Source organism: Deltaproteobacteria bacterium GWC2_55_46 (assembly GCA_001595385.3).
Lineage (GTDB): Bacteria > Desulfobacterota > GWC2-55-46 > GWC2-55-46 > GWC2-55-46 > UBA5799.
The window spans coordinates 283680-310108 of sequence record LVEI03000001.1 but is presented as its reverse complement, the minus strand read 5'-3'; the positions used below and the strand labels follow the sequence as shown (position 1 = coordinate 310108).

22 protein-coding genes are annotated in these 26429 nt (G+C 55.8%); all 22 read right to left on the bottom strand.

Annotation, left to right across the window (positions count from 1 at the left end):
• Positions 1–69: 69 nt before the first annotated feature.
• Complete coding sequence (locus A2V21_301435; GenBank protein ID OIJ73039.1) at positions 70–966, bottom strand: site-specific tyrosine recombinase XerD; 897 nt, start codon at positions 964–966, stop codon at positions 70–72.
• Complete coding sequence (locus A2V21_301430) at positions 963–3617, bottom strand: [protein-PII] uridylyltransferase (GenBank protein OIJ73038.1); 2655 nt, start codon at positions 3615–3617, stop codon at positions 963–965. The genes A2V21_301435 and A2V21_301430 overlap by 4 nt, the downstream gene beginning before the upstream one ends.
• Before the next feature lie 7 nt (positions 3618–3624).
• A complete protein-coding gene (locus tag A2V21_301425) occupies positions 3625–4860 on the bottom strand; it encodes a hypothetical protein (GenBank protein OIJ73037.1) in 1236 nt (411 codons plus the stop codon).
• On the bottom strand, positions 4860–7445 hold the full coding sequence (locus A2V21_301420) for a DNA mismatch repair protein MutS (protein ID OIJ73036.1): 2586 nt from the start codon (positions 7443–7445) through the stop codon (positions 4860–4862). The genes A2V21_301425 and A2V21_301420 overlap by 1 nt, the downstream gene beginning before the upstream one ends.
• Positions 7446–7468: 23 nt before the next feature.
• Entirely contained in the window at positions 7469–9691 is a 2223-nt protein-coding gene (locus A2V21_301415; protein ID OIJ73035.1) for a hypothetical protein, read from the bottom strand.
• Positions 9692–9698: 7 nt separating this feature from the next.
• A complete protein-coding gene (locus tag A2V21_301410) occupies positions 9699–10925 on the bottom strand; it encodes a hypothetical protein (protein OIJ73034.1) in 1227 nt (408 codons plus the stop codon).
• Positions 10891–11538: a PHP domain-containing protein gene (locus A2V21_301405; protein OIJ73033.1), complete on the bottom strand. Its 648-nt coding sequence runs from the start codon at positions 11536–11538 to the stop codon at positions 10891–10893. Before A2V21_301405 ends, A2V21_301410 begins: the two co-directional genes overlap by 35 nt.
• 33 nt (positions 11539–11571) lie before the next feature.
• On the bottom strand, positions 11572–13089 hold the full coding sequence (locus tag A2V21_301400; GenBank protein OIJ73032.1) for a hypothetical protein: 1518 nt from the start codon (positions 13087–13089) through the stop codon (positions 11572–11574).
• Positions 13090–14091, bottom strand: a complete 1002-nt coding sequence (locus tag A2V21_301395; protein ID OIJ73031.1) for a hypothetical protein — start codon at positions 14089–14091, stop codon at positions 13090–13092.
• 143 nt (positions 14092–14234) lie between these two features.
• Entirely contained in the window at positions 14235–14717 is a 483-nt protein-coding gene (locus A2V21_301390; protein ID OIJ73030.1) for a hypothetical protein, read from the bottom strand.
• A 14-nt stretch (positions 14718–14731) separates the two neighbouring features.
• Positions 14732–16087, bottom strand: coding sequence for a tRNA (N6-isopentenyl adenosine(37)-C2)-methylthiotransferase MiaB (locus tag A2V21_301385; GenBank protein ID OIJ73029.1), 1356 nt, complete (start codon positions 16085–16087; stop codon positions 14732–14734).
• Between the two features lie 113 nt (positions 16088–16200).
• Positions 16201–16941, bottom strand: coding sequence for a hypothetical protein (locus A2V21_301380; GenBank protein OIJ73028.1), 741 nt, complete (start codon positions 16939–16941; stop codon positions 16201–16203).
• On the bottom strand, positions 16938–18269 hold the full coding sequence (locus tag A2V21_301375; protein OIJ73027.1) for a hypothetical protein: 1332 nt from the start codon (positions 18267–18269) through the stop codon (positions 16938–16940). Before A2V21_301375 ends, A2V21_301380 begins: the two co-directional genes overlap by 4 nt.
• Complete coding sequence (locus A2V21_301370; protein ID OIJ73026.1) at positions 18250–18612, bottom strand: hypothetical protein; 363 nt, start codon at positions 18610–18612, stop codon at positions 18250–18252. The genes A2V21_301375 and A2V21_301370 overlap by 20 nt, the downstream gene beginning before the upstream one ends.
• A 35-nt stretch (positions 18613–18647) precedes the next feature.
• On the bottom strand, positions 18648–19256 hold the full coding sequence (locus A2V21_301365; protein ID OIJ73025.1) for a hypothetical protein: 609 nt from the start codon (positions 19254–19256) through the stop codon (positions 18648–18650).
• On the bottom strand, positions 19246–19842 hold the full coding sequence (locus A2V21_301360; GenBank protein OIJ73024.1) for a hypothetical protein: 597 nt from the start codon (positions 19840–19842) through the stop codon (positions 19246–19248). Before A2V21_301360 ends, A2V21_301365 begins: the two co-directional genes overlap by 11 nt.
• Entirely contained in the window at positions 19842–20843 is a 1002-nt protein-coding gene (locus A2V21_301355) for a hypothetical protein (protein ID OIJ73023.1), read from the bottom strand. Before A2V21_301355 ends, A2V21_301360 begins: the two co-directional genes overlap by 1 nt.
• Positions 20843–21574, bottom strand: coding sequence for a hypothetical protein (locus A2V21_301350; protein OIJ73022.1), 732 nt, complete (start codon positions 21572–21574; stop codon positions 20843–20845). The genes A2V21_301355 and A2V21_301350 overlap by 1 nt, the downstream gene beginning before the upstream one ends.
• 12 nt (positions 21575–21586) lie before the next feature.
• Entirely contained in the window at positions 21587–22618 is a 1032-nt protein-coding gene (locus A2V21_301345) for a hypothetical protein (protein ID OIJ73021.1), read from the bottom strand.
• Positions 22619–22651: 33 nt separating this feature from the next.
• Positions 22652–25144: a hypothetical protein gene (locus tag A2V21_301340; protein ID OIJ73020.1), complete on the bottom strand. Its 2493-nt coding sequence runs from the start codon at positions 25142–25144 to the stop codon at positions 22652–22654.
• Entirely contained in the window at positions 25141–25902 is a 762-nt protein-coding gene (locus A2V21_301335) for a hypothetical protein (protein ID OIJ73019.1), read from the bottom strand. The genes A2V21_301340 and A2V21_301335 overlap by 4 nt, the downstream gene beginning before the upstream one ends.
• Positions 25899–26429, bottom strand: coding sequence for a hypothetical protein (locus A2V21_301330; protein ID OIJ73018.1), 531 nt, complete (start codon positions 26427–26429; stop codon positions 25899–25901). The genes A2V21_301335 and A2V21_301330 overlap by 4 nt, the downstream gene beginning before the upstream one ends.

Here is a 26429-nt window from a genome sequence, read left to right as displayed (position 1 = left end):
CTGCTCTTGCTCCCCTATCTTTTTTGCGTGTTATTCCAGTGTCTTTAAGGATAAAGTTTATAATCATTATCATCCCCTTGGGTGCCTGGCCTTGTGCAGGTTTTTCAATCTTTCATTGGTGATGTGGGTGTATATCTGCGTTGTCGAGATGTCAGAATGGCCGAGCATGGCCTGGACTATCCTCAAGTCAGCGCCCCGCTCAAGAAGATGTGTCGCGAATGAGTGGCGTAATATATGCGGCTTTGTCCTCTCCCTTCCTATGCCAGAGACGACCCCGTAACGCTTTATGAGGACCCAGAAGTTCTGGCGGGTCATCCTTGTGCCCCTGATGGAGAGGAATAGAAAGGCATTATTCCTTTTCTTTAAAAGCGCCGGCCTTGCCTCCTCTGCATACCTTTTTAGCCAGTACATGGCCGCCTCGCCAAGCGGGACCATCCTTTCCTTCGAACCCTTGCCAAAGGCCGTCAGGTATCCTCCCTGAAGGCTTATATCGTTTATCCTGAGGCCTGTAAGCTCAGAGACCCTCAAGCCGGTGGCATAGAGCGTTTCAAGCATGGCCTTGTCACGCAGGCCCAGGGCCCCTTCGGCCTTTGGGGCTGAAAGAAGAGCCTCGACCTCATCAAGCGTCAGGAAATGGGGCAGTTTTTTGTTCAGCCTTGGTATGTCGATATTCGAGCATGGAGAGGCGGCAAGACCGTGTTTGCGGACGAGGAACCTGTACAAGCCCCTCAGGGCTATGAGCGCCCTTGTGTAAGAGCGTACAGACAGGCCGCCATCATGCAGGTATTTGAGGTAAGCGCTTATGTCCTCAGGGCATGCATTTCCAAGCGCCCTGCCACTGCCGGACATATATTCAAGGAACCTCGTGAGGTCTTTTCTGTAGCCAAGGCGGGTGTTCTCGGAGAGCCCCTTTTCGACCACTATGTAGTCGAGGAACCTCTGTATGAGGTCCGCTCCCTCGTTCATTTGGCCTGGTTTTCCGGCTGGGCATCGCTCAGCACCTTATAGAGCCTGTCGGCAATTTCGTTCAGGCGTTCCTTGTAGTATATCTTCTGGCCGAAGATGTCCTTTACGTAGAAGATATCGGCGGCCTCATCTCCCTTGGTAGATATCTTCGCCAGGTAGATATAAAGCCCAAGCCTTGAGAGCGTGCTCGTTATGTCATAGAGAAGCCCGATCCTGTTCTGGGTATGGATATCGAGGACCGTGTACGCCTCGGAGACTTCGTTGTCTATCTGGACGTATGTGCGTACCCTGGGCTTTGCCTTGCTGTCGAGTATGGAAGGCTTGCGCCTTCTAACGAGCGTTTCCACCTTTACGCGGCCTGTGATGACGTCCGATAGGTCAGCTTCTATTTTTTTGAGCTTCGCCTCGTCTGTTATGAACTCGCCATAAGGGCTTGTGACCTGCAGTATGTCGAGGGCGACCCCGTTTTTAAGGGTGTTTATCTGCGCCCCCAGGATATTCACCCCGTTGGCGGCCATAACCCCTGTTATCATGGAAAAAAGGGCGTGAACGTCATGCGTGCATATTATGAACTCGGTGTATTCCCTGAAAGAGTCCTGCCTGACCTTCATGGCGTAAGGGGCATTGCCGAACTCCTTGAGGACATTCATATGCTCGGCGATGAATTCAGGGCTGGTCGACAGAAAATACCTGGGCGGCAGGAGCTGGAAAAAGTCATCGACCGCGGAGCGGTTCGCCGTTTCAGGAAGTATCGCCTTCACCCTCTCCTTTATCCTCTGGAGCTTCACCTCGGATTCCTCTGGCTCGAACGTGCCGCGCTCCAATACAGTCAGGGCCTTGAAGTACAGCTCCTGAAATAGCGCGCCCTTCCACTGGTTCCACACATCGGGCCCTACGGCGCGAACATCCGCGAATGTAAGGAGGTAAAGGAGGTTGAGCCTTTCTATATCCCCCACCTTTCTGGCGAACTCAATTATGAGCCTCTCGTCATGCAGGTCCCTGTACTGGGCCGTGTCCGCCAGCAAAAGGTGGTGCCTCACGAGGAACTTTACAAGGCTGGTGTCGTCCTCAGGCATGTGGAGCCTTTTAAGTATCTCCGGCATCATGGCCGCGCCCTTCTCCGAGTGCCCCTTCCCATGCGCCTTCCCTATGTCATGGAAGAGGACCGCAAGGTAGATCACCTCAGGGTTGGGCATCTCCTCGAAGAGAGTCGAAAGGAGCGAGAAATCCGCCCTGTACTGCCCCCGGAGCCTTTCAATCTCCCTTATCGCGAAAAGGGTGTGCGCGTCCACCGTGTAGACATGGTACATGTCATGCTGGACCCTGCAGCTTATGTCCGCGAACTCCGGTATGTACCTTTCGAGGAACTTGAGCTTGTGCATCTCCGTTAGAGACTTGAAGACGCTTTTCCCCCTGAGTATCTTGAAGAACGACTCTGATACCTCCTTCGAGGTCCTGAACTTAGCGCCCGCGCCCTCAAGCCCCTCGAGTATCTGGTCCCTTACAGACTGGTCTATTTCGACGTCGAATGCCTGTGCGTACTCGAAGGCCTTAACAGAGGCTGCCGGCTCTTTGAAAATAGTCTCTTTCGCCCTGGTATAGAGCACGCCTCCGGATACGTAGAAGTTCCGGTCTATCCTTGCCCGCCTCTTCGGCCAGTTAAAGACCTTCTTCTCCCTGTGCAGGGTCCTGGAGAGCATGAGCCCCGAATAATGGCTCAGGTTGGACGCGTGCCTGTAGTACTGCTGCATGAACGACTCGACGGCCAGGGACTTCTCCGAGTTTTCAAACCCCAGCAGGCCCGCTATCCTCTCCTGGTGGTCGAAGGTGAGCTGGTCGGTCTTTCTGCCGGCGCCGAAGTGCAGCTCGTTTCTGACCCACAGAAGATAATCGAGCGATTCCTCCATGGCCTTCTTGTCATGCTCCCTTATAAGGCCGAGAGAGAAGGGCTCGACGTTCTTGCCGTTCCTGGCCTTGACCACCCACATCGCGGTCTGCAGGTCCCTTAGCCCCCCCTCGCCTTCTTTCACGTTTGGCTCGAGTATGTAGATGGAGCCGCCGAACTTCGCGTGGCGCTGCCGTGTCTCCTCGAGCTTGTCTTTTATGAAGGTTTGGGTCCTCGACCTGCTGAAGAGGTTCTTGCGGATGTTCCTGTGGAGCGAGTCATAAAGAGCCTTGTCCCCGGTAAGGTACCTGAGGTCAAGAAGGGCGGTCATGGTCTTTAAGTCGTCTTTGGCAAGCGCGATGGACTCCGGTACGGACCTGATAGCGAAGCCGAGGTCTAGGCCCGTGTCCCAGAGTAAGTAGAGCATCTGCTGGGTGAAGTCCTCAACGGTCTTTGTTATCCGCCCCTTGTGGACAAGCATGAGGTCTATGTCAGACTTCATGTTGAGCTCTCCCCTGCCATAGCCGCCCATGGCCACAAGGACGGTCTTGTCAGACGGGCTTAAAGCAGCGGACTTATGGGCGTAAAGGGCCTTGAGGAGGTTGTCTATTATTGACGTGTAAGCGCGGCAGACATCCCTTCCGGTCTCTCCGGCCAGGTGCCTCCTGCGCATCTCCTCCTCGCCAAGGGAAAGGTGCTCTTTAACGACCGGGGCCAGCGGGCCAGCGGCCCTTTTCATGGCATCAAGGACTATCGTATGCGGCATATCGGTATCAGGCCTCGTCTGGAGCGTTCATATATTTCATGATCCCCGCGGCGATTCCATCGACAATCTCCGAGAGGTATTTTTCGTCCCTGAGGCGTTTTTCCTCCACAGGGTTACTTACGAAGGAGACCTCTACGAGGATGGCCGGCATCTTGGTCCCGACGAGGACGTAGAAGGGCGCGCCCTTGACCCCGTTGCTCCTTATGCTGTCGAACTTCTCCCTGAGCTTCAAGACCATGTTGTCCTGCACGACGGTAGCGAGCCTCGCGGAATCGTTGGTCTTGGCGGTCTTTATAAGGTCGTTGAGTATGAACTCGAGGTCGCTCACCGACCTCGTTGACGTAGCGTTCTCCCTTGCCGCGACCCTCTTTGCCTCATCGTTGTTCGAGATGCTCAAAATATAAGTCTCTACGCCTGATGAGGTCCTTTTAAGGCTCGAGTTCACGTGGATGGATACGAAGAGGTCGGCTTCCTGGCTGTTCGCGATGGCGGTCCTTTCCTCGAGCGGGATGAAGATGTCGGTATCCCTCGTCATCACGACCTCTGCCCCGGAGTCGCCCGCGAGCTTGTCCCTGAGCATCTTCCCGAGCTTCAGGGTAACGTCCTTCTCCTGGAGGCCGCCCCTGCCGATAGCCCCTGGGTCCTTGCCGCCGTGTCCGGGGTCGACTACTATCTTCCTGACCTTGAGTCCCAGCTGCTGAATGAGCGACGGGTCTGCCTTTATCACCGGGACCGTGGGGGTCTGCCTTATCTGCGGCACTTCCTTCCCGGAGCTGTCGCGCAAAGGCTCCGCTGCTTTCCTTTCCGGGGCCTTCTCGCCGGTCACGTCTATGATTATCCTGTAGGGGTCGGTGAGGTAGAATATCTTGTAGTCCTCTATGGACTCTATGTCGAGGACAACACGGACGGTGTCGGTGTCGTACTGTCCGGCCCTGGCGGCCTTCAGGAGGCCGTCGTTTATGTGTATCGCCTTTTTGCTCCTTGAAGACAGGCGCGCTCCGGGTATATCAACATAGAGCCTCCGCCATTCCATATTGATGGACGGGTCCTTCTTCAGGAGCCTGTGGCTGAAGCCGGTCCTGGAGCTAACGTTGATGACTATCCTTGTGTAGCTGGGGTTGGACCAGTGGCGTATATCGGTTACGGCCGCCCTGGGGGCGGCGCTGGCTACAGCGGCTCCTGCTCCTGTTAGTATCAGGACAAGGATGATGAGCAGTAGGCCTGTCAGGGCTGAAAATCGCATCAATTCTCGAGCTTCTCCTTCAATTCATGAAGCTTGGCAAGGGCCTCAAGCGGCGTCATACGGTCTATATCGATATGCCTCAGTTCCTCGTGGACAGGGTCTTTTTCGCCCAGGAGCGTCATCTGGGCGCGTCCTTCAAACCGTTCTCCGTGGGCCGCAAGCCTGGGCATGCCGGCTTCGGTCAGCTCTCCAGTCTCGAGGTTCCTTAATATTTCCTTTGCCCTTGAGATGACCTCTCCGGGGACTCCGGCGATGTTGGCAACTTGAATGCCGTAGCTCCGGTTGCTGCCCCCGGGGAGCACCTTCCTCAGGAAGATTATCCTGTCATTCCATTCTTTTACGGCCATATTATAATTTTTGACCCTTTCCTTTGTCAAGGAAAGCTCTGTAAGCTCATGATAATGCGTGGCAAAGAGCGTTTTAGCGCCGAGGCCGGGGCTGTCGTGTATGTGCTCTACTATGGCCCACGCGATGGAGAGTCCGTCGAAGGTCGATGTTCCCCTGCCTATCTCGTCGAGGATTATAAGGCTTCTGGCTGTGGCGTTATTGAGTATGTTGGCGGTCTCGCTCATCTCGACCATAAAGGTAGACTGTCCCCTGGAGAGGTCGTCTGACGCGCCGACCCTCGTGAATACCCTGTCCACCACGCCGATTGCCGCCCGTGAGGCAGGCACAAACGAGCCTATCTGGGCCATCAGCACTATAAGGGCGTTCTGCCTGAGATAAGTGGATTTTCCAGCCATGTTCGGACCGGTAAGTATGATTATCTTCTTTTCGTCATCGAGTTTCAGGTCGTTCGAGATGAACTCCCTGGCATTGGCCTCGACAACAGGATGCCTGCCCGCCTCGATATCGATCGCTCCGCTTTCCGAGACGACCGGCCTTGCGTAATCATGCTCCTGGGCGGCTTGAGCCAAAGATGCGATGCAGTCGAGCGTGGCGATAGAATCAGCCGTGGCCTGCACCCGTACGCAATACTTTTTGAGCCCTTCGGCGAGGGCGCTGAAGAGGGCCGCTTCAAGCTTAAGCGCCCTCTCCTCTGACGTTAATATCTTCTCCTCCCATTCCTTGAGCTGTGGAGTTATGAACCTTTCGGCGTTCACAAGGGTCTGCTTGCGTATGTAATCATCGGGGACGTTCGAGAGGTTCGATTTTGTGATCTCGATATAGTATCCAAAGACCCTGTTGTATCCGACCTTAAGGGTATTTATGCCGGTGCGCGCCCTCTCCTGCGCCTCAAGGGAGGCTATCCTGTCTTTACCGCCGGAGCCGATATCGCGCAACTCGTCGAGCTCTGCCGAATATCCGTCCCTTATGACGCCTCCGTCCTTTACCGAAATAGGCGGAGTGTCCGAGATGGCCTTATCTATCGATTCAGAGGCCTCAGCCACCTCATCTGTAGATAAGAGCGCTTTTGTGAGCATGTCGGATGAGAGCTTTCGCAGGTGATCTTTTATAACAGGGATCCTCTTGAGCGAGTCCTTGAGGGCCACGAGGTCCCTCGGCCCTGCAACCCCAAGCGAAAGCCTTGCCGTAAGCCTTTCGAGGTCGTAGACCATTGACATGGCGTCCTGCAGGCTCGCCCTTGTCTCGCGCTCATCTATAAGCTCCCCGACAGAGTCCAGACGCCCTTTTATGGCGGACACCTCTTTAAGGGGATGGAGGAGCCAGGACTTGAGTAACCTTGCGCCCATGGCGGTCCGTGTCCTGTCGATGACAGAAAGGAGAGTCCCGTCCTTCTCCCCTGTCCTTAAGTTCCGGGTTATCTCAAGGTTCCTTCTGGTCGACGAATCGAGGATAAGGAAGTCCTCCTGATAATACGGAGAAAGCTTTCTTACGTGATGGAGCTCCGCCTTCTGGTTCCCGCGGATATAATTCAACAGAGCCCCGGCGGCCCTTATCGCCTCCGGCATCCCTGAGCAGCCGAAGCCGTCGAGCGTTACAGTGCCGAAGTGCGAGTTGAGCCTTGATTCGGCCTCCCTTAGGTCGAAGTGATGGTCGGCAAGAGAGGTCACCTTCCTGACCGGAGAGTCGGGAAGGTCAAGCAGGTCTTGAGAGTTATCCTTAACTACAAGCTCTAACGGCCTGATTTTTCTGATTTCTTCTATAAGTAAGGCGAGGTCGTCTGTGCGTGTCAGCCTGAACTCTCCTGTAGATACGTCCATGTAAGAGAAGCCGCACGCGCTCTTGTCAACAAAGGCCGCGGCTATGAAGTTATTGGCCTTTGGGTCCAACAGCTCTTCGTCGAGGGCTATTCCGGGGGTTATTATCCTTGATACGGCCCGCTCTATTAGCCCCTTGGCATCAGCCGGGTCTGTTATCTGTTCGCAGACTGCGACCTTGTGACCTTCTCGCACGAGCTTCGCTATGTACCCTGAAGCGCAATGGTATGGCACCCCGCACATGGGTATCTCGCGGTCCCTGTCCCTGGCCGTGAGCGCTATGCCGAGGACTCTGGCGGCGAGCCTTGCGTCGTCAAAGAACATCTCGTAGAAATCGCCCATCCTGAAAAAGATGATGCAATCATTGTGCTCGGCCTTTATCTCAAGGTACTGCCGCATCGCGGGCGTCATGCCGTTTTTCATCAGTTACGATCCAATGGGATATATCAGACCAGCCAGTCCTGCTGTTCGAAGTCTTCGGGCGGGATGCTGAAGAGGAGATAGCCCTTTACCGGCCACCTCTCTATCCCCCTTTCCTGGGCGTTTATGGTTATGAAGAGCTTTAGCTCTTCTCCCCTGCCGGCGCCAAGGGCCTTAAGGGGTATGGCCAGTTCCACTACGGTCTCAGAAGCTATCTCAAGCGGGCCGGCTGCCGTCCATTTCTCCTTGCCATCGGCCTTTACATGCAGCTCGGCGGTAGCCATGGCTCCTTCCACCGTCGCCGACACACGCACAGGCCTGGGTTGGACGAAGCTTATCGTGAAGCTCCATGGATGGGCGAACGAGCCAAGCTCTTCGAGATAGTCGAGCCTCAGGTACAGGGTATCCTTTGAGAAGCCGTACGATATCGAATCAATGAGGCCTCCCTGTATCTCCTTGTGCATGGCGCTCCCGAAATAGGTGCGCTCGAGCCTTCCGGAAGAGAGCCACTCAAAGTAGTTGGAGATCTGTCCGTCTATGACCGGGGCTATGAGCGCCCTCGGCTCTACAGGGGGCCTGTAGCTCCTTATATCAGAGGAGATGGATATGTCGAGGTGGTCAGGCGGCTCCTTTTCGATGAGCTGGTATATTCTTTTTATATGCCGCCTGAACAGCGTATCGAAGTCCTCGTCGCTCATCGACGAGTGCTCCTCGCCGTACCACCAGAACCAGTCGCTCCCCTCGGAGGCGTAGACCTCTTCCCATGCCTCGCGTATGGCCTTTTCCCTGCCCTCGTCAGGCGGGAAGCCCTTCATCTCCTTTTCGTATCTGACCAGCTCTTCCCTGGCCTCGGATATATAGTCCCAGGCTGTATTGTCCTCGATGTGTCCTATCCATATCTTGAAGTTATGGCTTATCCATGAGCCGGGGTAGAGCCGTTCAAGCGGCTCCCTCCTGGTCTTCAGGTCGATGAACTCGCTCATCGATACGCACCTGAGCCTGGGGTGGTCCGAGAGCTTCGTGTACAGGGCTGCAAGGAAGTCCCTGCCGTCGTTCCTGAAGTGCTCCCAGGCATTCTCACCGTCAAGTATTATGCTCACCAGGTGCTCTTGAGGGTCCTCAAGCATGTTGCTTATGTGGACAAGCCTGGAGACCATGTCTGAGGCGGCTTCAGCCGGGTCCATGCGCGCGTAATCGAAGCCGATGAGGTCGGAGAGGACGTGGTCCCTGAATACTACCGTTATCTTGCGCCCCATTACGTCTATCTCATACGGCTTGTAAAGAAAGCTGTCGAAGCAGTTGCCCATGTGGTCGCGCCTTACGGGCCGCCTGAGCGAATTTGAAAGTATCTCTTCGTCGGTAGCAATCCACTGTATCCCCTCGCCGACAACCAGCGGCAGCATCTCCATGCTCACCGAGCCCTCGGAAGGCCACATGCCGCGGGGCTTCTCGCCGAAAGTATCCTGGTAGAGCTTGACGCCTTTACGGACCTGGGCGAGCGCGTCTTCCGGGTGCTGGAAGCGCGTCTTCGGCAAGGTCGCCCCCGGCATCGCCTCTTTGGCCGAGTCGCTGTCGCACAGAAGGGGCAGTATGGGGTGATAATACGGTGAGGTGGATACTTCGATGATGCCCCTGTCCCTCAGGTCGGCATACTTGGATATTATCGAGCCGGCTATCTCAAGCTGTTTTTCAAGGAGCTTCGACTTCTCTTCTTCGGTGAAGCTGCCGCCTTTCCTAATAAGTTGGCTCAAGAAGGCATCCTTCTGCCTTATCGACGGATCTATCCAGATGAGGTTGTAAAGTACCTGGAGGTCGAGGAAGTCCTGCTCCTTGAAGTACCTTAGCACCTGGAATACTTCGTCCTTTTCGTTAGATACCCCGCGCTTCCTCAGAAGCTCCCAGTACCTGGCGATCGGCTTTATCATGTTATCCCAGTTGGCCTGGAAGAAGAACTGCAGGATGAAGGCCTTATCCTCGCCCGTTAAGTCCGAGGCGCGCTTGGCGCTTATCAGCCTGTACTTGTCCCTGGCTTTTCCGGATGCGTACTCGTTTATCTGCTCTATGAGGCAGGGCACAAGGTTGAAGGTCTGGTGCACACTGGGGAACTCGTCGAGTATCGCCGCCATATCGTAATAGTCCTTTGTGGCGTGAAAAAGGACCCACGGCAGGGTGTACTCGCCGTTTGACGGGTCCTTGTAAAGCGGCTGATGCATGTGCCACAGGAAGGCTACATTGAGTCTTTTGTCCATCTTATCCCTATTTTGGCCCGAATACAGTCAGTTTGCCCTTGTTCGTTAGAAGGGCGACGCTTGAATAGGCTGAAGAGGCGTTTGCGGATACGTCGGAATCGATCGTGCTTGTCCAGGCGGTCGAGCCGTCTTTAAGGTCGAAAGCCTCGATATAGCCCAACTGCCTCGCGAAGTAGTCTATGCCGAAGGGGGCCTTTTTAAAGCTGGATATGGCGAAAATATTCCCTTGAGCCGCGAAGACGCTGGAAAGCGTCCCTTTCGCCAGCGTTTTTTTCCACAAAATCCCGCCTGAGCCCCTGTCGATCGACACAAGCTCTGTCTCCCCTGCCAGGACCAACGCGCCCCCATTGATGATAAAGTCGCGCGCCTTTACGGGGCCGTAGCTGCCCTTAACCTCTCCTTTGTCAACAGAGAGGGCCAATACGGCATTATTGCCATCTATGACGTAGACAGTCCCGCCCTCTACAAGAGGGGTCCGCCGCCAAAGGCCGCCAGGCCCGTCGAACTCGCTTATGACCTTCCTGGTCCATTCTTCCCTGCCTGTCTCGGCATCGATAGAGGCGAGTACGCCGTCGGAGAAGAGGAAGAGGAGCTTACCGTTGTCTGAGTACGCCGGCGAGCCATAGAAGCGCGGTGTGACGACCTTGAACGTCACCCTGCTGTATGTCCATATCCTCTTGCCTGTACCGGCGTCAAGGGCGTAGGCGCGGTTATCAGACGAATTAAAAAAGAGCTTGCCGTTCCGAATGACCGGGGAAGAGAGTATCTCGGAGCGGGCCTCGTACTGCCATAGGAGCTTGCCGGACCTGTCAAGGCAGCGCATCAGGCCGTCAGAAGAGCCGAAGCATACGCTATCTTCTGTAACGGCAGGCGAGGCCTCGATAGGCGCTCCTGCGTCGAACTTCCATCTGACCTTCCCTGTGGCGAGATCTATCGCGTAGAGCCTGTTGTTTGCCGCTCCTGCGTAGAGCTGACCATGCGCGAGCGCGGGGGAAGAGAGCTCTTCTTCAGGAAAAGGGCGCAGGAGCCTGAATTCCGATAGGTCCTTATCCCAGGCTACGGCCAGCGGCAGCTTGAGGGCGGCTTCGGTGTTGTTCGTCCTCGCGTAGCTGTAAAGATGGGTGCTCCACGGGGCTGTAGTGGGCAGTTCCCTTGCGGCGCAGCCGACCAGGGCTCCAGCAACCGTTAAAAGGGCTATCTTAGCCCAGTTTCTTCCTGACGAGTTCCTTCGCATTCTCCTGTATTCTCCTGAAGTCTTCTATGTTGAGGCCAGCGCCGAGCGCGACCTTCCGGGCCATTTCATCGCTTATAAGGTCCCCTGGCGCGTGAGAGTCGGTATTTACGAGCATTTTAGCGCCTGCTCTTTTTGCCACGGCGGCAACATGCCCGTTAGAGATGCTGTGCCCTGCCCTGCTCGTTATCTCCAGGCAGACCGATTTCTTTACAGCCGCCCTGCACTCTTCTTCCGTAATAAGCCCAGGATGGGCAAGTATGTCTACCCCGGCCTTTATGTAGGCGATGTTCGTCCCGGGCTCCACAGGCTCGGAGAGGGTCTCTCCGTGGCCGATGACGATCTGCGCGCCGAGGGCCCTGGCCTTCTTGACCATCAAAGGTATGTGCTTCGGCGGTATATGTGTAAGCTCAACCCCTGGCAGGAGCGTGAACGACCTGTCGGTCAGCTGACTTGCCACCTTCGTTATCTGCCTCAGGACGTTTTCGATGTTGGAGGCGTCAACGTGGTCGGTTATCGCCATCGCGGTATACCCGGCCACACGAGCCCTCCTCACAAGCTCGGTCGGGACGAGCACCCCGTCGCTTAAGAAGCTGTGCATATGGAAGTCTATCATCTGCGCACGTCCTTTCCTTTCGAAAAATTCGGCTCACACAGCCGCGTAGTCTTCCTTTATCAACTGGCCGAAAAGGGAGTAGAAGACCTCATAGACCGCCTCCCTTTCCCCGGTGCCGAGGCTGAAGATATGCTCGTCAGACTTAAGGCCCAGCTCTTTCCTGAAGGCGTCCTCATTGACCGGCCCCTTTGCCAGATGGACCGCTGGCACGCGCCTTTTAAGTATTATATCCCGCTTTGCCGCCGCGAGCTCCTTTATTAGCCCCGCCCCTTCTTCGTCCCAGATAATGACGAGCCCGACGAGGTTCGACGAGAATGCCCTCCAGAGCGGGCCCATGCTCTTTACCGTCGGGATGGAGAAGAGCAGAAGGTCCATGCCGCCGTATAGCGTGATTGACCCTACCTCGCCGAGCGGGTTCACCAGCGAAAGCTCCGGGAAGGCCGACCTGGTATTAAGGTTAAACCCCGGTATCCGCCGGCACTCCTTTATGAACTCTGAGGCAAGTTGGGCGGATGTCGCAACCACCAGTATCTTGCCGTAATTGAGCGCGGTAGGGTCAGCGAACCGGCTCATGATCTTCTCGCGTATGCTTATCATCTGGTCGACTGTAAGGAACTCTTCCTCAGCCGTCCCTCCGGATGGCCTGGTCTCTTCGAGTACGCCCTTGGCTGCAAGGGCTGATATCGTGCTGTATGCCTCGTAATCGGGATGATTGCAGCGTTCCACCACATCCCTTACCCGCGAGTTGGCTTTCACGAGCTGGACGACCTCGTAGATAATGGGCTGAAGCCCTTTGGGCAGTGTTGCCGGGTCTACCTTGAGCTTTAGTGAAGAATCAGGGGAAGGGAAGAGCCCCTGCTTGCTTTTAAGCTCGTCTATCTGCCTCATCCCCTCCATAAGGAGGTTGCCTGTCGTAGAGCGTATTTTTTTCTGGGCAGCTACCGGCTTGGGGATGAACTCGAACCTCCCCTCTGTCCATTGCAGCATCCTGAAAAGCGCCTTCTCGCGCTCAGTCGAACCGAGGACGGCGTTGTAAATGCTGCCTTCCTTTATGAAGACGGTGCCAGCGTAATCGCCGGATGTGACCTTGAGCTCACCCTCTTTCCTGTTGAGGTGCAGGAACTGGAGAAGGTCGGCGAGCGACATATGGCTGAGCGTCCCCTCTATTTCCTTTGAGCCTGAAGGCGCTCTGCCGGTGAGAGTCTGCCTTATCCTCGCGTAGGTCTCTTCCAGGTTCAACGGGCGCATAAGAAAGATATCCATCCCGGCCCTGAAGCCCTTGATGTCCGTTACGCTCTCAGAGACAAACAGGAACGGGACGCGCGAGGTATGAGGGTTCTTCCTCAGGATATGGAAGAGCCTCTCGCCGCTTATTACAGGAAGGCTGGTCTCTACCGCTATCACGGAAGGGACCTCCTGTATCGCAAGCTCGAGGGCGCGAGCGCCGTCCGGGGCTGAAAGCACATCGAGCCCGTGGCCGGAAAGAAAACCGGAGAGGGCCTCTGTCTCTTCTTCGCTGTTTAAGGCTATGAGTATCTTTAGTCTGCCCATCTAACCGAGCTGCTCCTGGAGCGAGTATTCGTTCTGGAATTTGCTTATAAGCCCTTCAACGAGGCCGAAGTCGGATGTCTGGAAGCATGAGAAGGTCGCCCCCCAGTTCTCCTTGCAGACCAGGGCGTACGCGGTATCCTCGTTCATGAAGAAGGTGAAGAAGGTCTCCCGGAGCCGCGGGTCGTCAAGCAGTAGAGGCAGCGCGTTCTTGACCTCCCAGATACTGCCCTCGCCCTCGCCGACCAGGAATACCTTGGTGGCTATCGTTCCCGCGGAGCCGAGGTTTTTGACGACAGGAAGAGAAGCCGAGAGGTTCTTGGAGCCGTAATACATTATACCGCGCCTCTGAGGGGCCCTGGCTATCTCTCTTATAATGAGCTCGTTTATCTGGTCGAGGAAAAATTCGGAAAGGTCCATGCCGGACCCGGCGTCGAACGTGGAGCTGTCATAGCCTTTGTAGTTCGCAGACGTGAGCTCGCCTATTATCTCCCAGAAAAGCTTGCTTCTGAGATCAAGCCTCTCCCAGAGCGATTCCTTCCTCTCCGTGGACCTTTTAAGGGCGCTGTCTACAACTCCGCCGAAGTCCTTTCCGTCCTTCGGGAAGGTCGCGTGCGAGAAGAGCAAGGTTCCGGGCCTGTCGGTTTTTTTAAGCGCCGAGGCCGCCCTGGCAAGCTTCCTTATGGTGGTAAGGGCGCCGAAATGGTCGGTCTCAGGGAGTATGACCATGATGCGCCGGTCGTCAAGAAGTCCGGCAACGTCGCAGTTCCTCGTGGTATTGACGACGGCAGCGGCAAGCCTTTTGAGGTAATCGAGGCCGCCAGCGTCTTCAATGAGAGACGCGCCTCCTGAGCCCTCTGTGTCGATGAGCACGATCGAGAAGGAGGTATTGTACCTTGTGGCGCGGTTGGCCTCTATGCGGCCATACTCGTTCAGGAAGAAGGCGTCGAAAAACCTCTCCGGCGCCAGTTTCCTCGCAATAGCTGGTCTTGTTTCCTGTTCCAAAAGGCGCCGCTCCGTTAAAGCCACCCGCAAGGCCGCGGGGATATTTTCGAGACGCGAGGATATCTGTCAGGATGTTGAAAAAATCCGTCCAGGACTTTTTCAACTACGATCTGGCCTGTCTGTTTTTCAACAGCCTGCTAAAGCTACATCTTGTACTTGCCGAAATCGGTCTGGGAAAAGTCATCGAGCGAAGAGGAGGCGTCCTTTGCCTTGTCCCCGTTTTTAAGCTCCATGTTCTTGGACTTATCCAGCACGACAGATTCGACGTATATTGGCGCGCCCATGCGAAGGGCCAGCGCAATAGCGTCACTCGGCCTGGAATCGACGCTAAACTCGCCGTCCTTACCGGTCATGTATATGGTTGCATAATAGACGTTGTCCTTGAGATCGGTGACCTCTATCTTGTTGACGGTGGCCCCTATGTGCTTCAAGACCTGTTTCAGGAGGTCATGCGTCATGGGCCTCGAGAACTGGACCTTCTCAAGCTCTGAGGCTATGGCGCTCGCTTCAAGCACGCCGATCCAGACCGGCAGCGCGTTCTTCTCCTCCTCGTCTTTGAGTATCACTATCGGGACATTGGTGAAGGGGTCTATTGTAAGTCCGAAGACCTTCATCTTCAACAGCATGAGACGCTCCTTTTTTAATTGTTGCCCGCCAGGCGAGCTTCGCCACGGAGCGAACTCGGAAAGGCGTCCGTTATGGATACTTCTATAAGGCAACCCGGTTTGGCCTTGACGCCGGCCGGCGCCGGGAAATTCACTATCCTCCAGCAGCTGGTCCTCCCCATGAGCTCATCAGGGTCAGCCTTGCTGGCGCCTTCCACGAGGACCTCCATCGCTTTTCCGACAAGCGCCTTGTTCCGGGCAACGGTTATCCCCTTCTGCTCTTCCTGCAACAGTTGGAGCCTCTCTGACCTGATCTCGACCGGGACCTGGTCAGTGTACCCGGCAGCCCTTGTGTTCGGCCTCGGGGAGTACATGAAAGAGAAGATATTGTCAAACCGCACCCTTCGGAGAAGCGCCATGGTGGCCTCATAGTCGGCGTCTGTCTCGCCGGGGAAGCCAACGATTATATCGGTGGTTATAGCCATATCGGGATAGAGCTTCTTTATCAGGTCGACTTTCGACAGGTACTGCTCCACGGTGTATGATCTGCCCATCCTTGAAAGCACCTCGTCCGAGCCGGATTGGACAGGCAGGTGTATGTGCCTGCAGAGCCTGGGCTCCTCAGCAAAGAGGTATATGAGCTCGTCAGAGATGTCCTTCGGGTGCGAGGTCACAAAGCGCACCCTCTTGATGCCATCAACGCGGCAGACCTTCTTGAGAAGCTCAGGGAACGAGACATCTCCTCCGCCGCCAGTGCCGTAAGAGTTGACGTTTTGCCCGAGGAGCGTAACCTCCACGACACCTTTTGAGACAAGCCCCTCTATTTCCCTCAATATGTCAGAGCTCTGTCTGCTGACCTCCCTGCCCCTCGTATACGGGACGATGCAGTATGAGCAGAAGTTGTCGCAGCCCCGCATTATGCTTACGAAGGCCTTCTCGCCTGACTCAACAGGGGTTACTCCGTACTCCTCAGGGTCTATCGTCTCGCTCTGCCTGGTAGCTACGACCCTGTGGCCGTTATCAGCCTCAAGGAGCAGCTCACGGAGTTTATGGACGTTTTGGGGGCCGAAGACTATGTCCAGGTGCGGCGCCCTCTTCAAGAGCCGTTCCCCTTGCTGCTGGGCTACACAGCCCCCCACGCCGATAATGAGGCCGGGCTTGTCTTTCTTGAGTTCCTTGTACCTGCCAAGGAGGGAGTAGACCTTCTGCTCGGCCTTATCTCTTATCGAACAGGTATTTATGAGGATGAGGTCGGCCTTGAAAGGGTCCTCGGTACGGGCGTAGCTCAAGCCCTTCAACAGCCCGAGCATGCGCTCGGAGTCGTTCTCGTTCATCTGGCAGCCGAAGGTCTCCAGGAAGACGAGCCGTTCTTTTGACTGAAGCTCTACCATACCGTTTATCCCCAATAACAAAATGCCCAAGGACATTTTAAGGTTTTTGGGAGGCCTCAGTCAAGTCGCTTTTAGGAAAGTTCTTGTTTTGAGAAGAGTTTTGGCCCCTGACCTCAGCTGTGGGCATTCATCTCATGCCGGTCCGGCTTTACTACCCAGGGGGTGTCGATACGGAATTTGGACTTGATGATCCTGGCTGCGGCCTCAGCTTCTTCACGGTTCTTGAAAAAGCCGACCCTGACCCTGTGCCATTTGATCGATTCTTTCGTGAAATCAGTTATGTACGAATTGTACCCGGCTTTCTTAAGCGCGCCGGCAAGGCCCTGGGCCTCGGGAAGGGCCGCGAATGAGGCTATGTTCAAGGCCCATGGCTTGACTACGGCCTTTTCTGCTGATTTAGCTGTTTTTACCGCCTTCTGAGCCTTGCGCTCTTTTTCCGTTGCCGCCTTTTTGACAGGGGCCTCTTTTTTCTCCACCTGTTTGGTTTCCTTTACAGGCTCTGGCGCTTTCAAGGCCTGCTCGACGCTCTTTTTCACAGGCGCCGGCGCTGCAACCGGCGCGGGTGCGGGAGGGGCCGTTGTCGGGGCCGGGGCTGCTGCTGTTGTTTCAACAGACGGGGGGGTAGATGGCGTATCCACGACAGCAGGGGCTCCGCCCTCTACAGCAGGCACGCCATCAACTGTCGCGGCTGGAGTCGCGGCAGGCGGAGCCTCCTCGCTAACCCTGGCCCTCATGGATATCACTTCAGGGGCCTGCTCGCCCTGTTTATTGCCGGAGGGCATGAATATTATCAAGAGCGCTATTACTACGACAGCCGAAGCGGCGGCGATTATGATTATCTTTTTGTCCTTCAATTCAAGACCTCCCTCTTCTCGTACTTTACTATCTTAGGGGTGATGAACACAAGTAGCTCCTCGTGCTGTTCGTCCTTGGCGGTGCTGCTGAAAAGGTGGCCAAGGACCGGTATCCTGGAGAGGAACGGCACCGCGTTTTTCTGCTCGGAAGCAACTGTCCTGTAGAGCCCCCCTATAACCACCGTCTCTCCGTCCTTTACGATGACAAATGTAGACGCGCTTTTTTCGGCGACCCCCGGAATGCCGTCTATTGTCCTTGAGAAATCAGGGTCGCTCTTCTGCGTGTTGATGTTAAGGAACACGAAGCCGTCATCGGATATCTTCGGGGTAACGGTAAGGTCTATCCCTGTCTTTATCTCTTCGAGCCCGCCCAGGTCACCGGAGGTAGTCGTAGTGGTCGTGGCGCCGCCTGTCACTATGGCCTGAGAGAGCTTTACGCGGAAGGTAAGGCCGCTGTGTATGGTAGCGGGCCTGTTGTCGACGGTCGCAATCTTGGGGCTTGAGACGATCTTCAACTCCCCTCTTGTCTCTGCCGCGGACAGCTCGAGATCGAGTATCAGCTTTCCAGAGATGCTCCCGACCACGATGCCGAGGCCTGAGGTCGGGTTGGTGGCAGGCAGGTTCACGGCGAAGTTCCTGTCCCCTGTTGGGGTATCAGGCAAAAGGGCGCTCCCGCCGAGGGTATTGCTCCCCGTATAAGTTGGGCCCCAGCGCACGCCTATCTGGCGCGCGAAGTTGTTCGTTGCCTCGACGATCCTGGCCTCTATCACTACCTGGGCGGCCTGGGTGTCGAGAGCCGTAAGAAGGTTCCTGGACTTTGTTATGTTCCTTGGCAGGTCCCTTATTATTATCGAGTTGGTCCTCTGGTCGGCGAAGGCCGTGCCGCTTTCGCTTATGATGCCCTTTAGCTGCTGTACGGCGACGGTTGGGTCGGCGTTATTGAGCTTGACTATCTCGACCTTCATCTCGTCCGAGACGTCTACCTTTTTCCCGACCCAGAGGATGTTGTTCTGGACGGTGTACATGAGGCCGTTTGCCTTTATTATCATCTCCATGGCGTCCTGGAAAGGAATATTCCTGAAGCTCACGCTTACCTTTCCGGTAACGCCCTCGCCCAGGATGATATTCAGGCGGCTTTGCTGGGCAAGCGCGCGGAGCACGTCAGAGATCTCGGCCTCCCTCACTTCGATCGAGAAAAGCCTTTCCTGGCTGTCGTCTGTGGCTATCCTTGGATTCAGTTCGGCGGAAACAAGGCAGGGTATGAAAAAAAGCAGCGCTGCGAGAAGAAGGCTCGTGAACCAGCCCCCATCAATCCTTCTTATTGACATCACGAAGCTCCGGAATCTCGGCCAGTTCAAGCCTAATCGGGCCATTTTCACCTTGGAGTATAACATGAGTCATCCCTATATCAATAACTTTTTGCCCGGAAACAAGGCTTCCCCTGTAGATTATCCGGTCGTTAATGATGGCGGATGGGTTTTCCCTGTTATAGAAGACCGCCGTTAATTTTACTTCAGCCGCCTCCCCCCTGGCTCCGGCCTTAAGGCCCGGCACAAATGGGTCCTTGCCCCAGGCAAGGCCGTGCCTTTCAACCGGAGAAGCCGGAAGCTCTGTCCTGTATGAAAGAGACTCGGCCCCGGCCAGAAGCACGGCCGGGAAAAGAAGCGTCAATAACACTGCCGCGGATATGCAGGCGGACAATCCTCTCACTTGCCGCCCCCGTAGCCAAGCACATAGGCGCTCAGGAATATGTTGGATTTAAGGACCGAAGAGCCGTCTTCACTGGGCTCTATCGTCAGGTTGTCGACTACCATGAGCCTCGGCAGGTGCTCGAGCCTTTCTATGTAGTTGCCCAGAGGGATGAACCTGGACTCGAGCGTTATCTGGAACGGAAGCCTGGCGAGCTCGCCTTTGTCCTCCGGCTGTAACGGCTTTATCGCCACGACCTTCAAGTCCGTATTGGCACTCCCGGTGAACTCGGAAAGGAGCTTGGAGATGTGCCTGTCAGACGGGAGCTTCTCCGTCAAGCTCCTGTGCCTCTCCTCAAGCGCCTCCAGATTTCTTGTAGATTCCTCTACCGCCATGTCGAGGCCCCGGGCCGACCTGGCTTCAGCCTCGATCAGGGCGATCTCTGCCCTGCCGTTGGCTATATCGGCGTTTATCTTTGCGAGCTCCGCCTTGTTACCGAGGTATACGAACCTGTAGAAAAATATGGAGATGGCCATAAGGGCTATGACCCCGATGGCCTCCTGCCTGAACCTGCCCAGGGAACGGAGGTCTATCGACTGAAGGTGTTTTTTAAGGTCACCAATCATACGACGTCTCGCCGGTCTTGTTGATGTTCATGTATAGCTCAAAGTCATATGCCTGGCCCGCCTGAAGCTCCCTTTTCTGCGTATAGGCAAGGGTAACGGAGCTGAAGAAGCCGGAGTTCTCGAGCGTAAAGATAAAATCCGCTATGGCCTTGTTCGCTGTCGCGCTTCCCATAACGCGCACCCTCTTCGCGCCACCCCCGGTCAAGTCAGCGGTTGATATGCCTCTGAGCCATACGCCCTGCGGCACGTCGTGGCTGAGCCTTTTAAGCACCTGCGACCAGGCAGTCCTTGAAAGGCCCGCCGTAACGCTCAACTTCTTCGCTATCTCCGCCTCAGACTGCTTTGCCTGCTGCAGCCTCATGGCAAGTTCTGCGTATCCTGAACCTTTTGAGATGACGCGCTCTTTTTCAGCCGCTACAGCGATGGCCTCGGCCCCTTTGGCCTCAAGTGAACCGCGCTGGATGAAAAAGACAGAGCCAAGAAGGATGATATAGGCCGTTGCCGCGGCTATGAGGGTCTTTCTTACCTTCTTCCTCAGCCATTCCCTTTTTATCTCGTCGGGTATGAGGTTTATTCCCTTTATCATCACGCCCCCGCCCGCAACGCGAGGCCCATGGCCACGGAAAAGCAGGGACTGAGCCCTGTGAGCCCTTCTTCCCTGTGCGGCAGCTTTATCTTCCTGAAGGGATCGTCGATGAACACATGTATGCCGATCGAAGCAGATAGGGCGCTGTCCAGCCCTTTAAGGAGGGCGGAGCCGCCTGAGAGAAATAACTTGTCCACGCCGCCTTCCCTGTACTGTGCCTGGTAATAGTCGAAAGACCTGTGGACCTCGGTCGAGAGCCGCTCTATTGCGGCAGGGAATACCGACATCGCCTCGCCGTGGCCGGCAGAGTGCTTGAACTCCTCGGCCTCTTCAGTCCCTTTTTGCGTAGCCTTCTGCGCGGCCCTGGTGAACTCCTGCCCTCCCATGGATATCTCCCTGGTAAAGGCGAGCCGCTTTTTCTTGAAGATGGCAAGCGTGCTCTTCGAGTAGCCGATATCCAGGATAGCGTAGTTCAAGCCATCCTCCCAGGCGTTGTTGGCGTCAAAAGAGGCGAGAAGGGCCGTCGGGACGACCTCTATCACCCTGGCGTCGACCCCGGCCTCCCTGTAATAGGACAGGATGGAATCTATCTCTTTTTTTACGCCGGCAAAGGCTATGATAGAGCTCTTGTGCTCAGCGGCCCCGCCTGCTGCCAGGACGAAATCCGAGACAAGCTCGGAAGGCGCTATCGAGACCTCTTTCCTTATCTCCCATTTCACGGCCTCCAACAGGTCCTTCTCAGGCATCTCAGGCAGGAAGAAATGCCTGAACATGAGCGAGTGGCCTGTCATGAGGACCGATGCCTTCCCGCCCTTTATGCCGTTTGAGCGGAGGAATGAGGCAAGCGCCTCGGCCCCAAGGTCGCCGTCCCTGGCCTCTTTCGGGAGCTTCATATAGGCCGCGGCCTTGAGCCGGTACGACCCCCTGCTGCCGGAGAGGATGACCGCCTTGACCGACCACGCGCCGAGGTCAATGCCTATAAGGGTATCTTGCCAGAGCATCACCAACCACGGGCCTCCTTGAGTATCAGGGCTGACCGCAGCTCCATTATCTTTTTTTTGACCTTCTCTCCATCCGCCTTGCCGTCTTTGTTGAGGAAGGCCTCGTAATGGCCGATGGCCCCGGCCAGGTCGCCTCTTTTCTCAAGGAGCACGGCGAGGTTGAAGTGCGCGTCAGCGTACCCTGGGTTGGATTTCAACGCCTCTTCAAGCAACACCTGCGCCTTTTTAAGGCTCCCTGAGGAGATAAGAAGCGAGGCATAATTGTTACGCGCTTCCGTGTATCCGGGCTCAAGGGCGATAGCCTTTTTAAACGCCGCCTCGGCATCCTGTCTCTTGCCAAGCCTCATGGAGGAAAGGCCGATATTGTTATGGATAAAAGCTGCCCCCGGCTCGATTCCAGAAGCCTCTTTGAAGGCTGTCGCAGCCTCCTCTAACCTGCCGAGGCTATATTGCTCCATCCCCTTCCTGTTAAGCTCTTCGGCAGAAGGCCTGGAAGGCGTTGCCGGCGTTGCCGGTTGGACGGCAGCCTGCGGAGCCGTTACGGCAGTGTTCCTCGTATTGGAAGGTGTAAGAAAAAAGAACGCGGCAACTGCCCCGATTATTACAGGGATGATCAGAAGAGCGCGCGATGAGATCGAATTGCTTCCGCCCCTGAACGCGTAATCGCGCCGGATGGCGCCGCCGGCCCTCTCACCTTCAAGCTTCTTTAACGCCTGATGTATGAGGCTCATATCATCTTAACCTCAATATCCGGCCGCGATCTTAAGGAGCTCTGCCCCCCAGAGGATACCGGCTATGAAAGAGAGTACAAAAGCTGACAGGGCTATGTGCGGGGTATAATGCAGATACGGTCCTGCTGATCCATCGGCCCCGTCCTGTATGTACCCTTCCCTGCGAAGCTCGACGAGCGCCTTCCCGAGTACGCTTGAGTCGACGGCCTTTTTGCCGTCTATGAAGGCTGCCGTAAGCGCCCTGTCGCAGATTATGTTTATCATCCGCGGTATGCCGCCAGAGCCCTTGTGTATGGACCTCAGCGCGTCCTTCGTGAACTCCACGCCATTTCCGCCCGCGATAGCGAGACGGTTTTCGATATACGCGCCCGTCTCGCCCAAGTCGAGCGGCTCAAGGTGGTGGCGTATTATGATACGCTGGTTCAACTGCCTCAAATTCGTCCTTGAGAGCTTTTCCTTAAGCTCGGGCTGCCCCACGAGTATTATCTGCAGGAGCTTCTCTTTCTCTGTCTCCAGGTTTGAAAGGAGCCTGACCATCTCAAGGGCGGCCGGGCTTAGGTTCTGCGCCTCGTCTATAATCACAACGGCGTTACCGCCAGAGGCAGAAAGCTCCAGGAGGAAGCTGTTGAGGGCGTCTATATGCCCCTTGGGGGTGTCCTCGGCTACCTTTAGACTTAAGTCCTGCGTTATGGTCTTAAGGAGTTCTACATCGGAGAGGACCGGGTTCAATATAAGGGCGCTCTCGGTGCCAGGAGGGAGCTTTTCAAGGAGCGCCCTGCAAAGCGTAGTCTTTCCTGTGCCGACCTCGCCGGTCAAGAGGATAAACCCCTTCCTTCCGTTTATGCCGAAGGTAAGGAGGTCTATGGCCTCGCGATGCTTTCTGCTTAAGTAGAGGAACCTGGGATCAGGGGTGATATGGAAAGGCTTTTCCTTTAGAAAGAAGAATCTTTCGTACATCCCGGCATCCGGATAAGGGTTGACGGCCAGATAAGGCCGGGAACCGGCCGTATCGCCTGCCATCGTAAGTGACTTATTATATTCCATATTTAGGGAACTTACAATCATTTCCGCTCCGCTTTAGCGCATCTCATGCCACTCGATTATCCTGACCCTTACCACCCCGCAAGACCCGGTTACGGTAACCGAGTCGGTAACGCTCCTCCATTGGCTGTTCGTGCCGTCGGTCAGGAAAAGGCCGCTTGCCGGGGGAGGCGTCTGGTTGACCAGGGGCATGTACGTGCCCGCTATAAAGGCCGTGGATAGCGTTACATCTCCACCTCCGCCAGAGCTCGTCGGTGAGCCGAACGTCACCTCTGTCTCTGTGTTTCCTGGCACAGATGTGTTTGAATCGAGATACGCCTGGAATACGGCCGTCCCCCCGGAGGCCGAATCGTTAAAAGCGAAATAGCTCGACTTTGTCAAGTTCATATCGGTAGTCGAGCTCAAGTTCTTAACCCTTAATTTAAAAGAGTATTTCTGGCCGCAATCGGCTGTTGCCGCAGGCACTCCCCCGGTTGTCGCTGTGAGCCCACCCCAATACTGGATATTTGCCCCTGCCCAGCCGGAAAAGTTGACCAGTTCGGTGTCTTGGGCATTCATATAATTGGCTGTAACGGTGGCGGTTGTGTCGGTAGTGCTGTTGGGAGAGGTGAGAGTTACGCTCGCTTCTCCGCTACCGTCGGTAACGGCTGAAGAGGCGCTAAGGCTGCCGTTCGTTGTAGAGAAGGTCACGGTCTTGCCGGCCAAAGGCGACCCTCCTGAGGTAAGGGTGGCGGTCATGGTATAGTACGAGCTTCCGTCGGCGTAGACAGGCCCGGCAGGAGAATGCGACAGGACGATCGTGTTTGCCGAGACGGTAACATAGCTCCCGAGGGTGGTTGTGGCTCCCCCGCATCCCCTTGGCAACACCGACACCGGGAACGATACATCCTTATCCGAGGAGACGGTCTCGGTTGAGGAAAAGGTAATCGAAAAAGAACCGGTCGAGCCTGAACCGATATCGCTTCCAGAGCCTCCGCTTGAAAAGGGGGCCGTAGCCCCGCAGGAGCCTGACCACCCGGCGGGCGCGGAGACCGAAGAACAGCTCCAGGGAGCGGGTATCGCTATCTCGACATCCCTGATCGAGCACCCTCCGCCGTTATGCACCGCCCACGTTATGGTCTTGTCGGTCGACCCGCTTGAGACGACCGAAGGGGCAACGGTCACCGAATAGTTTGATATCACACCGGCATTGGATGTGGCTGTGTTGGTCGCCACAGACCCGTTGGCGCTCGCGTCTCCGCTCAAGCAGTAAGTCTGGCCGACTGCGCCTGTTATCTGGTATGTCCAGACGAATACGCCTGAGCTTCCGGCGGAAAGTGACGAGATAAGCGCTGGCGTTGGCCCCGAGACCAAATTTTCGGTCGCGCCGCCGGCGCACTGGGAAAGGCTCGACGGGACGATATTTATGAGCGCCCCTGTGCCGTTATTGGCTACGGTCATCTCTGCCGTTATCTGCTGGCCGCTTATTACGCTTGACGGCGTAATGGCAAGCGAGGCGGTAAAGTCACCAATTACAACGGTATTCGACGATACGGACGCGGATTTCGCGGTCCCTGACGAGTTTGCCGCCCTCGAGGTAAAATAGACATTGCCGTTCGAGTCTGCGCTGTATATCCAGGTGATGACCTTTGTTTGGCCTGGCAGGAGGCTAAACTGGTCGGTGCTGTAAACAAGAGAGCCGGATGAATGCGCGGCAGCGGTCGTGCTGTTACAGCCGCGCGTAGCGCCGGTAAAGGATGTTGCCGTCTTATTGCTGTAGCAGATATCCTCGGTGCCGACCCTTAATATCCCGCTTGAAGGAAAATCAGAGGTGGATGAGACGTTGACCGTTGAGGCTGAATCCGAAAGAGAAGAGCTCAGTAGCGTGGCGGCGTAATACGGCCCTTCTGTCCTTGCGGCTATGGGAAGTGACGGCGACGGCGGCTCAGGGCTTGAGCCGACCCCGGTCTGGGTAGCGGTAGAACGGTTCGTGACCTGCATCTGGAGGGTAATAGAGCCTCCGACGCCGGTCGATGAAGGGGCGGCTGAAAGAGCAGCCTCCAAAGAGCGCCTTGTCCATGTTGGGAGCGCCCCGGACAGTGTAAAGCCCCCCTCGCTTGAAACGCTCACGGATGAAAAGCTGTCCGTTGAATCTGAAGCAGCGGCTATTGGCAGGACCGTAATATTAAAGAACACGCTCTCGCCAGGGTCTATACGGCTTGCCGTGTTGCCATTACTGCATGCGCCGCTGCCCTGGACCAGGGCAAATGAAATGGAGTCTGCCGATATGGTGCTTATGCACCAGCCTGTAGGCGGCTGTGTCGATGAACTGAAGGAATATTTGGCCGTATCGATATTAAAGGTGATAGTGCGTATGCTCTTTGATGGGCCGTTATTGGTGACCTTAACGGGTATTATCGCTTCCGGATCGGCCATGACGACCTCAGCGGGAGAATCGAAGGAAAGAGAAAAGGTGTCCGCTATCGCCGCCGAAGAGAAAATAGAGAGAAAAAACAACGCCAATGATATGATCGTGACATGCCTGGTCATGGGGTCCTCGACATTGCCGCAAAGACCTCTCTTCTGGCAGTAGAGTGCTTGCCAAGCGATATCAAAGCCCTCACGCATTCGTCAAACGGCGCACCTGCAGGCGCCCCGCATTGGTTGGCTGTGCTAAACGCGTCTTCCTCTGGATGGACGATGCTGAGCTTGTAGGCGTCACCGGCATTCCCAGTGACCCGTACCGTATATGTAAAGGGCGTAAGCGGGGAAGATGTTATCCTGTACCTTATTCGCTCCGGCTTGCCTGTTGTAAGGGAACTTGCCAGAAGGGTTGCCGATGCCGCCGGATTAGAGCAATCAGCTACCGTATTATCGTAAAGCTCGACCCCCATATCGCTTGAAGATGACCAGGAAAGGACGATGTAGACGGTCCGGGCAGGGTTCACGCCGGATGTGTCGATGGTATTCTCAAACGGTTCGCACTTGTTCGCTCCCGCAAGGGTAGAATCCCGTGACTCGTACTCGAGCACCTCGACGTCAAAGCTTCCGCCGTCTACCGGCTTATCCATGTAGCCGTCCCGCCACTCCCAGTTCGTTCCTATAGGGTTTTTCTTGAGGCGCCCTATGGCCGTCTCTATACCTGACTCGGCGGCGTAGAGCGCCCTTGTAGAGAGGAGTTCGCCTGTCGATTCCTCGATCCCCGTTGAAAAAAGGGAGACGAATACAACGCCGAGCGCCGTGACGATGGCGAGGATGAGGGCGACCGCGATGACCGATGCGCCCTTTATGTCATAAAGCACCTTCATCTAAAGCTCCTCGGATGGACGCTCGCCTTCAATGCGAACGACTCCGCCCCGCTCGCTATCACCATGTTCACGTTTATCACCCAGACCTCGTCGGTTGCGGCGGCAGCGGTCGAATCGTCTTTGAGGTATTCAAATGTCAGCGAACTGATTTTGTCAGAGAGGACGTATTCCGGGTCGAGAGCCCCTGAGCCGTCCCTGAACCTGAGAGAGCTGCCGTCAAGCCTGAACCCCCTGCCCTCAAGGTTTGTGTTTACGAACCTTATCTCGGAAGAGGTCATCTCAGTTATGTCAGTTGACGCAGGCTTGCAAGAGTTGCCGGACTCGGTGCACCTTATGAGGCGTAGCTCCCTTGAAAGGCGTTCGATTGCGAGCGTGCCCTGCTGGGCGATCTCCTTTTGCGCGTCAAGGGTAGCGAACGACCTAGTAGCCTGGTAGATGAGAAGGCCCAATGTTACGGCCACAAACCCCATAACCGTGATGGAGAGTACCAGCTCTATCAGCGTAAAACCTCTGTCGCGTCCAGCCAT